Genomic DNA, 14,002 nt, shown 5'->3' with positions numbered 1-14,002 from the left:
GGAGGCTACCTTGTTAAACGCATTTAAACTTTCGCTTCAATACATTCTGCCAAAACTGTGGCTCACTCGCCTGGCGGGCTGGGGCGCGAGCAAACGCGCAGGCTGGCTGACCAAACTGGTCATCGACCTTTTCGTAAAATATTACAAGGTCGATATGAAAGAGGCGCAGAAGCCGGATACCGCCAGCTACCGCACCTTCAACGAATTCTTCGTGCGCCCGCTGCGTGACGACGTGCGTCCGGTGAACACCGACCCTAACGTCCTGGTGATGCCGGCAGATGGCGTGATCAGTCAGTTGGGTAACATCGAAGACGACAAAATTCTGCAGGCGAAGGGCCATAACTACAGCCTGGAAGCGCTGCTGGCGGGTAACTACCTGATGGCGGATCTGTTCCGCAACGGTACCTTTGCCACCACCTATCTGTCACCGCGCGACTACCACCGCGTGCACATGCCGTGTAACGGCATCCTGCGTGAAATGATTTACGTCCCGGGCGATCTGTTCTCCGTGAACCACCTCACCGCGCAGAACGTGCCAAACCTGTTTGCCCGTAACGAGCGCGTCATCTGCCTGTTTGATACTGAATTCGGCCCTATGGCACAGATTCTGGTCGGTGCGACCATCGTCGGCAGCATCGAAACCGTCTGGGCTGGCACCATTACCCCACCGCGCGAAGGCGTGATCAAACGCTGGACCTGGCCTGCCGGTGAAGCGGAAGGCTCTGTGGCCCTGCTGAAAGGCCAGGAGATGGGTCGCTTTAAGCTGGGCTCCACCGTGATCAACCTGTTTGCGCCGGGCAAAGTGAAGCTGGCTGAACAGCTTGAAAGCCTGTCGGTGACAAAGCTGGGCCAGCCGCTGGCGGTCTCTACTGAAACCTTCGTGACGCCAGAGGCAGAACCGGCTCCGCTGTCACAAGAAGAGATCCAGGCCGAGCACGACGCCAGCCCGCTGGTTGACGACAAAAAAGACGAAGGCTAACAACAGAAGGATCGCTGACGTGCGCCCGATTATCGTTCTACTGATGGCCTGGTGCCTCAGCATGGGGGCGTACGCAGCGACAGCCCCCGACGCCAAACAGATAACCCAGGAACTGGAGCAGGCAAAAGCGGCCAAACCCGCTCAGCCAGAGACCGTCGAGTCGCTCCAGTCCGCACTGAACGCGCTTGAGGAGCGGAAAGGCTCTCTTGAGCGCGCTCAGCAGTATCAGCAGGTTATCGACAACTTCCCCAAACTCTCGCAGACGCTGCGCGCGCAGCTCAATAATTTGCGTGACGAACCGCGCGATGTGCCCGCAGGGATGACCTCCGACGCACTGAACCAGGAGATCCTGCAGGTCAGCAGCCAGCTTCTGGAAAAGAGCCGCCTTGCTCAGCAGGAGCAGGAGCGAGCGCGCGAAATTGCCGACTCTCTCAGCCAGCTTCCGCAGCAGCAAACCGACGCCCGTCGCCAGCTTAATGAAGTTGAGCGCCGCGTGGGTACGCAAAACGGCAACACGCCGCAGGCACAGGCCCAAAATCTGGGCCTGCAGGCAGAATCGGCTCGCCTGAAGGCCCTTGTCGATGAGCTTGAGCTGGCGCAGCTTTCCGCCAATAACCGCCAGGAGCTGTCGCGGATGCGCTCAGAACTCGCTCAGAAGCAGAGCGAGCAACTGGACGCGTATCTTCAGGCCCTGCGCAACCAGCTCAACAGCCAGCGCCAGCGTGAAGCGGAGCGCGCGCTGGAAAGTACCGAGCTGCTGGCAGAAAACAGCGATAACCTGCCTGCCGGCATCGTCCAGCAGTTTAAGGTCAACCGTGAGCTTTCGGCCGCGCTGAACCAACAGGCGCAGCGTATGGATCTGGTGGCCTCGCAGCAGCGTCAGGCCACCAATCAAACCCTTCAGGTTCGCCAGGCGCTTAACACCCTGCGCGAGCAGTCCCAGTGGCTCGGATCGTCAAACCTGCTGGGCGAAGCGCTGCGCGCCCAGGTCGCGCGGCTGCCGGAAATGCCCAAGCCGCAGCAGCTGGATACCGAAATGGCCCAGCTGCGCGTTCAGCGGCTGCATTTTGAAGATCTTCTCAACAAACAGCCGCAAATCCGCCAGATCCGTCAAGCTGACGGACAGCCTCTGACCAGCGAGCAAAACCGCATTCTTGAAGCCCAGATGCGTACCCAGCGTGAACTGCTGAACTCTCTGCTCCAGGGCGGGGATACGCTGATTCTGGAGCTGACCAAGCTAAAGGTGTCCAACAGCCAGCTGGAAGATGCGCTGAAAGAGGTGAACGAGGCGACGCACCGTTATCTCTTCTGGACGTCCGACGTGCGTCCGATGACCTTCTCGTGGCCAATTGAGATTGTCCAGGATCTGCGCCGCCTGATTTCGCTGGATACCTTCAGCCAGCTGGGACAGGCCAGCGTGATGATGCTCACCAGCAAAGAGACCATTTTCCCGCTGCTGGGGGCGTTGATTCTGGTGGGCTTCAGCATTTACTCGCGCAGACATTTCACCCGCTTCCTCGAGCGTTCCAGCTCCCGGGTGGGGAAGGTTACCCAGGATCACTTCTGGCTGACGTTGCGCACCGTATTCTGGTCGATTCTTGTCGCCTCCCCGCTGCCGGTGCTGTGGATGACGCTGGGCTATGGCCTGCGGGAAGCCTGGCCCTATCCGCTCGCGGTAGCGATTGGCGATGGCGTCACCGCCACGGTACCGCTGCTGTGGGTGGTGATGATTTGCGCCACCTTTGCGCGACCCAATGGCCTGTTTATCGCCCACTTTGGCTGGCCGCGTAATCGCGTGGCGCGCGCCATGCGTTACTATCTGATGAGCATCGGGCTGATTGTGCCGCTGATTATGGCGCTGATCATGTTCGATAATCTCAACGACCGCGAATTCTCAGGCTCGCTGGGCCGCCTCTGCTTTATGCTGATATGTGGAGCGCTGGCCATCGTCACGCTCAGCCTGAAACGCGCGGGTATTCCGCTCTATCTGGATAAAACCGGCAGCGGCGACAACATGTTCAACCGGCTGCTCTGGAACCTGCTGCTCAGCGCACCGTTGATTGCGATGCTGGCAGCCGCGGTGGGTTACCTGGCGACGTCGCAGGCGCTGTTGGCACGTCTGGAAACCTCGGTGGCCATCTGGTTCCTGCTGCTGGTGGTGTATCACGTGATCCGCCGCTGGATGCTGATTCAGCGCCGCCGTCTGGCGTTTGATCGTGCCAAGCATCGCCGGGCGGAGATCCTCGCCCAGCGCGCGCGGGGTGAGGAAGAGCCAAACCACGTCAACAGTACGGAAGGCACGACGGAGGCGGATGAGGTCGAGCTGGATCTGGATGCCATCAGTACCCAGTCCCTGCGTCTGGTTCGCTCCATCCTGATGCTGATTGCCCTCCTGTCGGTCATCTTCCTGTGGTCGGAGATCCACTCCGCATTTGGCTTCCTGGAGAACATCTCGCTGTGGGATGTGACCTCCACGGTACAGGGCGTTGAAAGCCTGGAGCCGATCACCCTAGGGGCAGTGCTGATTGCCATTCTGGTGCTGATCATCACCACCCAGCTGGTGCGCAACTTCCCGGCGCTGCTGGAGCTGGCGCTGCTGCAGCATCTGGATTTAACGCCGGGTACGGGCTATGCGATCACGACCATTACCAAGTATCTAATCATGCTGTTTGGTGGACTGGTTGGCTTCTCGATGATCGGCATTGAGTGGTCGAAGCTCCAGTGGCTCGTCGCAGCGCTCGGCGTCGGGTTAGGTTTTGGTTTACAGGAGATCTTCGCCAACTTCATCTCTGGTCTGATCATTCTGTTCGAAAAACCGATCCGTATTGGCGATACCGTCACGATCCGCGATCTGACCGGCAGCATCACGAAGATCAACACCCGTGCGACGACGATCAGCGACTGGGATCGGAAAGAGATCATCGTGCCAAACAAGGCGTTTATTACCGAGCAGTTCATCAACTGGTCGCTGTCAGACTCCGTTACCCGTGTGGTGCTGACGGTACCGGCACCGTCGGACGCTAACAGCGAAGAGGTCACCCAGATCCTCTACACTGCCGCGGAGCGCTGCTCGCTGGTGATCGACAACCCGGCGCCGGAAGTTTTCCTTGTGGATTTACAGCAGGGGATTCAGATTTTCGAGCTGCGTATCTACGCCGCCGAAATGGGGCACCGTATGCCGCTGCGCCATGAGATCCACCAGCTGATTCTGGCGGGCTTCCGCGAGCACGGTATTGATATGCCGTTCCCACCGTTCCAGATGCGTCTGGAAAGCCTGGACGGGCGTAAAACGGGAAGAACGCTGACGTCAGCGGCGCGTACGCGCCCGGCGGGCAGTCTGTAACGCGTCTCCCCTCCCTTTCGGGAGGGGAATATTCCCGCTACGCCACTTCTGCGATGTACGCCGTCGCGCGTCGACGGTAATTCTCATAAATCCCCATCGCTAACAGCGAGAAGAAGATTGGGCCGCCCACCATCCACAGCGCGCTGTTCCAGTCGTTCGCCTCAATCACCGGCTGAATAATGGTGAAGATGTTGGCAAACGCCACCACCAGCAGCACCACCGTGGTGGCCAGCAGCGTTGCCGCGCGGGTTTTGAAGATCACAAACGGACGTTCAAGGTCCTGCTTCGCCTTAAAGAACGGGAACGCCAGGGTCAGGAACAGGTACGGCAGGGTCATCGACACGTTTGCCATCAGGGTCAGCTTGTTGTAAAACGCAGACGCCGTATCGCCGCCAAATGACACCAGCAGAATGAACGCACATACCAGCAGGCACTGCATCCACATCGCGTTAGCAGGCATCCCCGTCGTGTTGAGCTGGGTCATGCGCGCAGGCCACAGCGCCTTCGGCGTACCCTGAATAATCGCTTTCAGCGGCGAATAGATCAGCGTGAAGAATGCGCCGGTATAGGCGAGGAACATCGACAGACCGGTAATACGCGCAAACCAAATGCCCAGCGTTGCCGCCGCATCCGGCGTCAGGTTCATCGCCTGCCCCAGCGTCATCCCCAGGCTTTTCATCAGCACATAAGTGATGTTCCCGAGGTTGGTGGTGCTGTTGCTCAACACCTGTTGCCAGTTGGTGCTGACCCCCCAGAGGAAAATCGCCAGCGAATAGCCGATGGAAATCACGATGGCGGCAAAAATAATGCCTTTGGCAAAGTTTTTCTCCGGGTTCTCGGTCTTGTCGACCAGGCCGCCAACGGCTTCAATGCCGCCGTAAGCGAAGATAGCAAACACCACGAAGGAGAGCATGGCCAGCCCGGACTGGTAACCTGGATTAGGCGATGAAACGAAGTTCACCTCCTGCGCAAAATGACCACCGTTCAGGCACAGGATAGCGATACTCACCAGCAGCAGCACCAGGTTCAGGCACATCACGGAAATCCCGCCAACGGCAGTAATCCGGGCAATTTTGTTGATGCCTTTAGACGCCACCAGCGTCACGACAACCATCCAGCATACCGCCAGAATCCCGACGACCTGCGTGGAGCTCAGCCCGGCTAACGACCAGACCTGGGTTTTATCGGCGCCGAAAACAAACGTCGAGAACGGCACCCAGACTTTAGCGGCCGTACTGACCATCCAGACGACGTAGGATGAGAACCACATAAACGTACCGATAAAGGCATAACGCGGGCCGACGCTGTTATTCATCCATGAGTAAATCCCGCCCTCTTCTTTCCGGTAAGCCGAGCCCATCTCCGCCATCATCAGCGCAAACGGGATAAAGAAGAACAGAGCAGAAACGATATAAAACGGCGTCGCGCTATAGCCCATCAGATAGAACGCGGAGGGGCTGTTTGCAAAGCCAAACACTGAGGTAAATATCATCAGGATGAGCCCGGTGAGGGTCATCTTTTTGAGTGAGTGGGACATAGAACCATCCAAAGCGGAATTAAACTGCGCGGATGGTAGCAGAAGACCAGACTAATATTGTGGCTATAAGGGCCAAATTAAGAAAAACACCCGTATAGTGATAATAGGGCAGTTTTTAATGTGGCAGGGCCAAGTGACCGAGTAGGCCGGGTAAGCGACAGCGCCACCCGGCAATTCTTTAAGCGCGATCGACCGTAAAGGCAATCACATCGCCCAGTTGCTCGGCGCCCAGCGCCAGCATCACCAGACGGTCTACGCCCAGCGCCACGCCGGAGCAATCCGGCAGGCCCGCTTTTAACGCTTCCAGCAGGTTGGTATCGATCGGCTGCTGTGGCAGGCCGCGCGCGGCGCGCTTGCGGTTATCCTGCTCGAAACGCTGCGCCTGCTCGCGGGCGTCGGTCAGTTCGTGGAAGCCGTTCGCCAGCTCAATACCTTTGTAATAGACCTCAAAACGCTCTGCGACACGATGGTCTTCGGTACTGATCTGCGCCAGTGACGCCTGGCTTGCCGGGAAGTGATAGACAAACGTCGGACGGTCTTTGCCAATCTGCGGTTCCACGCCGAAGGTGAACAGCAGCTGCAGCAGCGTGTCGCGATCCTCTTCGGTATCCGCCACGTTGCTCAGATCCAGTTTTGCCGCCACTTCGCGCAGCTGGGTTTTGTCCGCCGACAGCGGATCGATTTCCAGATAGCGCTGGAAGGCCTGCTGATAAGAGAGCGTTTCAGCTTCAGAGCAGTCCAGGACCTGCTGCAGCAGATCGTCCACCTCATTCATCAGGCGGTACATATCATAATGCGGTCGGTACCACTCCAGCATGGTGAATTCCGGGTTGTGGTGACGCCCCATCTCTTCATTACGGAAACTGCGGCACAGCTGATAGACCGGACCACACCCCGCCGCCAGCAGGCGTTTCATGTGGTATTCCGGGCTGGTCATCAGATACAAATTCATGCCCTGAGAGTGGCCGGGGCCAACAAAACGGGTTTCAAACGGGACCAGATGAATATCCGTTACCGTTGCCTGACTCATGCACGGGGTTTCCACCTCCAGGACGCCGCGGTCGGCAAAGAAACGGCGAATCTCCGTCATAATTGCAGCGCGTTTTAACAGATTAGGGATGGATGCGCTCGGCTCCCAGGTGGCCGTTTCGCTCATGAGTTGTTCTCCGATTTCAGACAAGGGCACGAAGTCTACTCGTTAGCAGGGACAGAGACAAATTTTGCGCAGTAAAAAAGCGCATTTCATTTAGGTGAACAATTGCGTGATGCAATTCATCAATCTCAATGATAAATCGCCGGACAGAACAGCAAAAAAATCGAACACGTCAAATTTCCCTGACATCTACACGGTTATACTGTTTTACCCATAAAGGAGCAGTGGAAACGCTTTCGCAATCGTCCTTTTGGACGGGTGAACTACCTTTAGTTTGTCGCGTTGCGAAATAACAAAAATCTGGAGGAATGTCGTGCAAACTTTTCAGGCCGATCTTGCCGTAATAGGCGCTGGCGGGGCTGGATTACGTGCTGCGATTGCTGCAGCGCAAGCTAATCCCAACGCTAAAATCGCATTGATTTCAAAAGTCTATCCAATGCGCAGCCACACGGTGGCCGCAGAAGGAGGGTCCGCCGCCGTTGCGCAGGATCATGACAGCTTTGAATACCATTTCCACGACACGGTTGCAGGGGGCGACTGGCTTTGTGAACAGGATGTCGTTGACTACTTTGTGCACCATTGTCCAACGGAGATGACCCAGCTTGAGCAGTGGGGTTGTCCGTGGAGCCGCCGTCCGGACGGCAGCGTCAACGTTCGCCGCTTCGGCGGCATGAAGATCGAACGCACCTGGTTCGCTGCCGATAAGACCGGCTTCCACATGCTACACACCCTGTTCCAGACCTCCCTTCAGTTCCCACAAATTCAGCGCTTCGATGAGCATTTCGTCCTCGACATTCTGGTGGATGATGGACACGCGCGCGGCCTGGTGGCGATGAATATGATGGAAGGCACGCTCGTCCAGATCCGCGCTAATGCGGTGGTGATGGCGACGGGCGGTGCGGGCCGCGTTTATCGTTATAACACCAACGGCGGCATCGTTACCGGCGATGGTATGGGTATGGCGCTCAGCCACGGCGTGCCGCTGCGCGATATGGAATTCGTGCAATATCACCCAACCGGTCTGCCAGGATCCGGCATTCTGATGACGGAAGGCTGCCGTGGTGAAGGCGGTATTCTGGTCAACAAAAACGGCTACCGCTACCTGCAGGATTACGGCATGGGTCCGGAAACCCCGCTCGGCGAGCCGAAGAACAAGTACATGGAGCTCGGCCCGCGTGACAAAGTCTCTCAGGCTTTCTGGCACGAGTGGCGCAAAGGCAACACCATCTCCACGCCGCGCGGCGATGTGGTCTATCTCGACCTGCGCCATCTGGGCGAGAAAAAACTGCTGGAACGTCTGCCGTTCATCTGCGAGCTGGCGAAAGCCTACGTCGGCGTCGATCCAGTGAAAGAGCCGATTCCGGTACGCCCAACGGCGCACTACACCATGGGCGGGATCGAAACCGATCAGCAGTGTGAAACCCGTATTAAGGGTCTGTTCGCCGTCGGTGAATGTTCCTCCGTGGGCCTGCACGGCGCCAACCGTCTCGGCTCAAACTCGCTGGCCGAGCTGGTCGTCTTTGGCCGCATGGCGGGCGAGCGCGCGATGGAGCGGGCGGCAACCGCAGGCGAAGCCAACGGTGCCGCGCTGGATGCGCAGGTCGCCGACGTTGAAAAACGCCTGAAAGATCTGGTGAACCAGGAAGGTAACGAAAACTGGTCGAAGATCCGCGACGAGATGGGCCTGTCGATGGAAGAAGGTTGCGGTATCTACCGTACCCCTGAGCTGATGCAAAAAACCGTCGACAAGCTGGCGGAACTGCAGGAGCGCTTCAAGCGCGTGCGCATCACCGATACCTCCAGCGTTTTCAACACCGACCTGCTCTATACCATCGAACTGGGCCACGGCCTGAACGTGGCGGAATGTATGGCGCACTCTGCGCTGGCGCGTAAAGAGTCGCGTGGTGCCCACCAGCGTCTGGACGAAGGCTGTACTGAGCGTGACGACGTCAACTTCCTGAAACACACGCTCGCCTGGCGCGATGCGGATGGCACCACACGTCTGGACTACAGCGACGTGAAAATCACCACGCTGCCACCGGCTAAACGCGTGTACGGTGCAGAAGCAGAAGCCGCCGAGAAGAAGGAGAAGGCGAATGGCTGAGATGCAAACACTCAAAGTTGAAGTGGTGCGCTACAACCCGGAAGTGGATGCCGCACCGCACAGTGCTTTCTATGAAGTCCCTTACGACGAGCAAACCTCCCTGCTGGACGCGCTCGGCTATATCAAAGACAACCTGGCGCCAGACCTGAGCTACCGCTGGTCCTGCCGCATGGCGATCTGCGGCTCCTGCGGCATGATGGTCAACAAGGTGCCGAAGCTGGCCTGTAAGACCTTCCTGCGTGACTATACCAAAGGCATCAAGGTCGAAGCCCTGGGCAACTTCCCGATTGAACGCGATCTGGTGGTCGATATGACCCACTTTATCGAAAGCCTGGAAGCCATTAAGCCCTACATCATCGGCAACCCGCGCACGCCGGATCAGGGGCCAAACACCCAGACCCCGGCTCAGATGGCGAAATACCATCAGTTCTCCGGCTGCATCAACTGCGGTCTTTGCTACGCTGCCTGTCCACAGTTTGGCCTGAACCCCGAGTTCATCGGCCCGGCCGCCATTACCCTGGCGCACCGCTATAACGAAGACAGCCGCGATCACGGTAAAAAAGAACGTATGGCGCAGCTTAACAGCCAGAACGGCGTCTGGACCTGTACCTTTGTGGGCTATTGCTCCGAAGTCTGTCCGAAGCACGTCGACCCGGCCGCCGCTATTCAGCAGGGTAAAGTGGAAAGCTCGAAAGACTTTCTTATCGCTACCCTGAAACCACGCTAAGGAGTGCATGATGACGACTAAACGCAAAGCCTATGTGCGGCCTGTGCCGTCCACCTGGTGGAAAAACCTGCCGTTTTATCGCTTCTACATGCTGCGTGAAGGCACGGCGGTACCGGCGGTCTGGTTCAGCCTTGAGCTGATGTACGGCGTTTTTGCCCTCAAGCATGGCCCGGAAACCTGGGCCAGCTTCGTCGGTTTCCTGCAAAACCCGATCATAGTGATTCTGAACCTGATCGTGCTCGCGGCCGCGCTGCTGCATACCAAAACCTGGTTTGAACTGGCGCCAAAAGCGGCGAACATCATTGTAAAAGGCGAGAAAATGGGGCCAGAGCCGGTAATTAAGGGGCTCTGGGCGGTGACGATTCTGGTCACCGTGGTCATTCTGTTTGTCGCACTGTTCTGGTAAGGAGACTATTGTGATCAATCCAAATCCAAAACGTTCTGATGAGCCGGTCTTCTGGGGCCTCTTTGGCGCAGGCGGCATGTGGAGTGCCATCATTGCCCCCGTCATCATTCTGCTGGTCGGCATTATGCTGCCGCTGGGGCTGTTCCCGGGCGATGCGCTGAGCTACGAGCGCGTACTGGCGTTCGCGAGCAGCTTTATCGGCCGCGTGTTCATCTTCCTGATGATCGTCCTGCCGCTGTGGTGTGGCCTGCACCGTATTCACCATGCGATGCATGACCTGAAAATCCATGTACCGAGCGGGAAATGGGTATTCTACGGTCTGGCGACCATCCTGACCGTGGTGACGCTGATTGCGGTGGTCACCCTCTGACGCCTCTGGCCCGCCATCCGGCGGGCCTTTTATTTCTGCATCTTCCCCACCAGCCACTGGGCAAACTCACTCATTGCGGGCGTTTCTGCGCGTGACTGCAGCCTCGTGAGCCAGTAGCTGCCAAGGTCAATCTGCGTCGCAAAGGGTTGCACAATGCGCTCACTGTTCAGCAGGTGGGTAAACATATCGACAGGGGCAATCGCTATGCCCGCGCCTGCCTGCGCAGCTTCCAGCATGGTCACGGACGAATCAAACACCATCACCCGGTGCGTCGGTGAAGGCGGGTGTTCTCCCGCGGCCTGCATCCAGGCGGTCCACTCGTCGCGCCGGTAAGAACGCAGCAGGGTAAACTTCAGGATATCGGCAGGAGTAGGCAACGCGGCAGCGATATCTGGGGTGCAAAGAGGTGCCAGCGGCGCAGAACAGAGAAATGTCGCTTCCGTGCCGTGCCACGCCCCTCCGCCATAGCGAATGGCGTAATCAAGCCCCTCGGCTGCCGGATCGACGCGATTGTTGTGCGTCGACAGCTGAAGATCGATATGCGGATAGCAGCGACGAAAGTCAGCGAGCTGCGAGAATAACATCCCCGTAGCAAAGGTACCCACCACGCCAATTTTCAGCTTCTCCTGAGCGCGCTGGCTGGCAAAGCGATCCAGCATTCCGGCAATTCGGTCGAACGAGTCATTCAGTACCGGCAGCAAATTCTCGCCTTCCGTGGTCAACATCAGCCCACGGGAAACGCGGACGAACAGCTGGCAGTTCAGGTGCTGCTCCAGCGCCTTTACGTGCTGGCTAATCGCGGAATGGGTGACATTCAGCTCGATAGCGGCATGCGTAAAACTGAGGTGCCTGGCGGCGGCTTCAAACGCCCGCAGGGAATTAAGAGGAAGATAGCTGCGCGTCATGGTCTCGTCCGTTAGAAAAATTAACAGCTAATGCTAAATTTAACCGTTTGTCAGCCACAGTCAAATCTCACAGACTACAGCGGTCTGACGGGCCCGGACACTCCCTTGAACTGCTATTACGGAAGATAACTAATGATGAAAAAAACCCTAAGCTGTGCCCTGCTGCTCAGCGTTGCCAGCGCTGCATTCGCCGCACCGATGTCCGAAAAACAGCTGGCTGAGGTGGTGGAACGTACCGTTACGCCGCTGATGAACGCGCAGGCCATTCCGGGTATGGCGGTGGCGGTGATTTATCAGGGTCAGCCGCACTACTTTACCTTCGGTAAAGCTGATGTTGCAGCGAACAAACCCGTCACCCCGCAAACCTTGTTCGAGCTGGGTTCGATAAGTAAAACCTTCACCGGCGTATTGGGTGGCGATGCGATTGCGCGCGGTGAAATAGCGCTGGGCGATCCGGTGACCAAATACTGGCCTGAGCTCACGGGCAAGCAGTGGCAGGGCATTCGCATGCTGGATCTGGCAACCTATACCGCAGGCGGTCTGCCGTTGCAGGTGCCGGATGAGGTCACGGATACCGCCTCCCTGCTGCGCTTTTATCAAAACTGGCAGCCAAAGTGGAAGCCGGGCACCACGCGTCTTTACGCTAACACCAGCATCGGTCTTTTTGGCGCGCTGGCGGTCAAACCCTCCGGCATGAGCTATGAGCAGGCCATGACGACGCGGGTCTTTAAGCCGCTCAAGCTGGACCATACCTGGATTAACATCCCGAAAGCGGAAGAGGCGCATTACGCCTGGGGATACCGTGACGGTAAAGCGGTCCACGTTTCGCCAAGGATGCTGGACGCGGAAGCCTATGGCGTAAAAACCAACGTGCAGGATATGGCAAGCTGGGTGATGGTCAACATGATGCCGGACTCCCTTCAGGATTCCCCACTTAAGCACGGTATTGCCCTGGCACAGTCTCGCTACTGGCGCGTGGGAGCCATGTATCAAGGATTGGGCTGGGAAATGCTGAACTGGCCGGTCGACGCCCAAACGGTGGTCGGGGGCAGCGACAATAAGGTGGCGCTGGCGCCGTTGCCTGCAAGAGAAGTGAATCCACCGGCACCACCGGTTAAGGCCTCCTGGGTCCATAAAACGGGCTCTACCGGCGGATTTGGCAGCTACGTGGCATTTATTCCTGAAAAGCAGCTCGGCATTGTGATGCTGGCGAATAAAAGCTATCCGAACCCGGCACGCGTTGAGGCGGCATACCGTATCCTCGACGCGCTGCAGTAAAACATTGCCGGGTGGCAGCTTCGCCTTACCCGGCCTATAAAATCCACAGTGTGCGGCGAAATACCCCGCACACTCTTCCGCATTTTTCCTGCTGTCATCTACACTTAACAAAAAACAGTAAGGAAACTCCTATGCGCATTCTGCCTGTTATCGCCGCGGTGACAGCCGCGTTTTTAGTGGTTGCCTGCAGTTCCCCTACCCCACCGCCTGGCGTTACCGTCGTCACGCCTTTTGATGCACAACGCTTCCTTGGAACATGGTATGAAATCGCGCGCCTCGACCATCGGTTTGAGCAGGGCTTAGAGAAGGTCACTGCGAATTACAGTCCGATGGATGATGGCGGTATTCAGGTGATCAACCGGGGCTATAATCCCGATCGTGAGATGTGGCAGCAGTCGGTTGGGAAAGCGTACTTCACTGGTGACCCGCGGCGAGCCGCGCTCAAAGTCTCTTTCTTTGGCCCGTTTTATGGCGGCTATAACGTGATCGCGCTCGACAGAGAGTACCGTCACGCGCTGGTCTGCGGGCCGGATCGCGACTACCTGTGGATACTCTCCCGCACGCCAACTCTTTCACCCGAAATGAAGCAGCAGATGCTGGACGTCGCGACCCGGCAAGGGTTTGATGTGTCAAAACTTATCTGGGTAAAACAGCCCCATTAGTGGGTGCTGAGCTTAAGCCCAACGATCCCGGCCACAATCAACGCGAGGCTGGCGATACGCGCCAGACTCGCTGACTCGCCAAGCAGCAGAATGCCGGTGATGGCAGCCCCCACCGCGCCAATACCCGTCCAGACGGCATAAGCCGTTCCCACAGGCAGAGAGCGCATCGCCCAGGATAACAGAACGATACTGACGATCATGGCGGTAACGGTAATGACGCTGGGGGTCAGGCGGGTAAATCCGTGGGTGTACTTGAGACCAATCGCCCATACCACTTCGAGCAGGCCAGCAATAAAAAGAATGATCCAGGACATGTCAGGCTCCTTAACTTAATGCAAGTTGGGGCCGTCCCCGGTGAAAGAAACGCTTACGGGTCGTCCCGTAAGGCAGAGATTACGCCCCCTATTGTGGTTAGCGTGCTATTTTTTTTCAATCATTTTTTGCTGAACACGTTAAGGCAAGAAATAGCCGCAGTATGGCGCGGAGTTCCGGCTTTTAGCACTCATCCGACTTCTCTATGATGATGTGCTTTCTGATG

12 protein-coding genes are annotated in these 14,002 nt (G+C 57.5%); 8 read left to right on the top strand and 4 right to left on the bottom strand.

The genetic code is table 11. The annotated features are described in order from the left end of the window. Positions 1 to 10: 10 nt before the first annotated feature. Together asd and mscM are read left to right on the top strand one after the other, a co-directional pair. Complete coding sequence (gene asd / locus KGP25_RS02370; protein ID WP_023293460.1) at positions 11 to 979, top strand: archaetidylserine decarboxylase; 969 nt, start codon at positions 11 to 13, stop codon at positions 977 to 979. Between the two features lie 19 nt (positions 980 to 998). Beyond that, on the top strand, positions 999 to 4,322 hold the full coding sequence (mscM, locus tag KGP25_RS02365) for a miniconductance mechanosensitive channel MscM (RefSeq protein WP_045909543.1): 3,324 nt from the start codon (positions 999 to 1,001) through the stop codon (positions 4,320 to 4,322). Positions 4,323 to 4,359: 37 nt separating this feature from the next. Here mscM and yjeM read toward each other — a convergent pair whose 3' ends face one another. Then, positions 4,360 to 5,859, bottom strand: coding sequence for a glutamate/gamma-aminobutyrate family transporter YjeM (yjeM, locus tag KGP25_RS02360; RefSeq protein ID WP_045909544.1), 1,500 nt, complete (start codon positions 5,857 to 5,859; stop codon positions 4,360 to 4,362). A 178-nt stretch (positions 5,860 to 6,037) separates the two neighbouring features. Beyond that, positions 6,038 to 7,015, bottom strand: a complete 978-nt coding sequence (epmA, locus tag KGP25_RS02355) for an elongation factor P--(R)-beta-lysine ligase (protein WP_045909545.1) — start codon at positions 7,013 to 7,015, stop codon at positions 6,038 to 6,040. 310 nt (positions 7,016 to 7,325) lie between these two features. Between epmA and frdA the strand changes: the two genes are divergently transcribed. From frdA to frdD, 4 genes are read left to right on the top strand one after another with little or no spacing between them, the layout of a single operon-like run. Beyond that, positions 7,326 to 9,116, top strand: coding sequence for a fumarate reductase (quinol) flavoprotein subunit (gene frdA, locus KGP25_RS02350; protein ID WP_045909546.1), 1,791 nt, complete (start codon positions 7,326 to 7,328; stop codon positions 9,114 to 9,116). Further along, a complete protein-coding gene (locus KGP25_RS02345; protein WP_045909547.1) occupies positions 9,109 to 9,843 on the top strand; it encodes a succinate dehydrogenase/fumarate reductase iron-sulfur subunit in 735 nt (244 codons plus the stop codon). The genes frdA and KGP25_RS02345 overlap by 8 nt, the downstream gene beginning before the upstream one ends. 10 nt (positions 9,844 to 9,853) lie before the next feature. Next, positions 9,854 to 10,249 (top strand): fumarate reductase subunit FrdC, encoded by a 396-nt coding sequence (gene frdC / locus KGP25_RS02340; protein WP_008502933.1) that lies wholly within the window; start codon positions 9,854 to 9,856, stop codon positions 10,247 to 10,249. A 10-nt stretch (positions 10,250 to 10,259) separates the two neighbouring features. Continuing rightward, positions 10,260 to 10,619 (top strand): fumarate reductase subunit FrdD, encoded by a 360-nt coding sequence (frdD, locus tag KGP25_RS02335; RefSeq protein ID WP_032662398.1) that lies wholly within the window; start codon positions 10,260 to 10,262, stop codon positions 10,617 to 10,619. A 29-nt stretch (positions 10,620 to 10,648) separates the two neighbouring features. On the opposite strand, the gene ampR is transcribed toward frdD, so the two are convergent. Further along, complete coding sequence (gene ampR / locus KGP25_RS02330) at positions 10,649 to 11,524, bottom strand: LysR family transcriptional regulator AmpR (RefSeq protein WP_223539901.1); 876 nt, start codon at positions 11,522 to 11,524, stop codon at positions 10,649 to 10,651. A gap of 132 nt (positions 11,525 to 11,656) precedes the next feature. Between ampR and blaACT the strand changes: the two genes are divergently transcribed. Continuing rightward, positions 11,657 to 12,802: an ACT family cephalosporin-hydrolyzing class C beta-lactamase gene (blaACT, locus tag KGP25_RS02325; protein WP_223539900.1), complete on the top strand. Its 1,146-nt coding sequence runs from the start codon at positions 11,657 to 11,659 to the stop codon at positions 12,800 to 12,802. A 131-nt stretch (positions 12,803 to 12,933) separates the two neighbouring features. Beyond that, positions 12,934 to 13,464, top strand: a complete 531-nt coding sequence (locus KGP25_RS02320; protein ID WP_045909551.1) for a lipocalin family protein — start codon at positions 12,934 to 12,936, stop codon at positions 13,462 to 13,464. On the opposite strand, the gene sugE is transcribed toward KGP25_RS02320, so the two are convergent. Further along, complete coding sequence (gene sugE, locus KGP25_RS02315) at positions 13,461 to 13,778, bottom strand: quaternary ammonium compound efflux SMR transporter SugE (RefSeq protein ID WP_008502938.1); 318 nt, start codon at positions 13,776 to 13,778, stop codon at positions 13,461 to 13,463. The genes KGP25_RS02320 and sugE overlap by 4 nt on opposite strands. Positions 13,779 to 14,002: the final 224 nt, after the last annotated feature.

This window comes from Enterobacter sp. JBIWA003, from assembly GCF_019968825.1.
Taxonomy (GTDB): domain Bacteria; phylum Pseudomonadota; class Gammaproteobacteria; order Enterobacterales; family Enterobacteriaceae; genus Enterobacter; species Enterobacter quasiroggenkampii.
Note: the sequence above shows the minus strand (reverse complement) of the source record. Positions and strands in the feature narration are given on the sequence as shown.

Bases quoted from the DNA above. Each gene is read 5' to 3' on its own strand.
- yjeM (WP_045909544.1), bottom strand. From the start codon at position 5,859: ATGTCCCACTCACTCAAAAAGATGACCCTCACCGGGCTCATCCTGATG.
- epmA (WP_045909545.1), bottom strand. From the start codon at position 7,015: ATGAGCGAAACGGCCACCTGGGAGCCGAGCGCATCCATCCCTAATCTG.
- KGP25_RS02345 (WP_045909547.1), top strand. From the start codon at position 9,109: ATGGCTGAGATGCAAACACTCAAAGTTGAAGTGGTGCGCTACAACCCG.
- frdC (WP_008502933.1), top strand. From the start codon at position 9,854: ATGACGACTAAACGCAAAGCCTATGTGCGGCCTGTGCCGTCCACCTGG.
- ampR (WP_223539901.1), bottom strand. From the start codon at position 11,524: ATGACGCGCAGCTATCTTCCTCTTAATTCCCTGCGGGCGTTTGAAGCC.
- blaACT (WP_223539900.1), top strand. From the start codon at position 11,657: ATGATGAAAAAAACCCTAAGCTGTGCCCTGCTGCTCAGCGTTGCCAGC.
- KGP25_RS02320 (WP_045909551.1), top strand. From the start codon at position 12,934: ATGCGCATTCTGCCTGTTATCGCCGCGGTGACAGCCGCGTTTTTAGTG.
- sugE (WP_008502938.1), bottom strand. From the start codon at position 13,778: ATGTCCTGGATCATTCTTTTTATTGCTGGCCTGCTCGAAGTGGTATGG.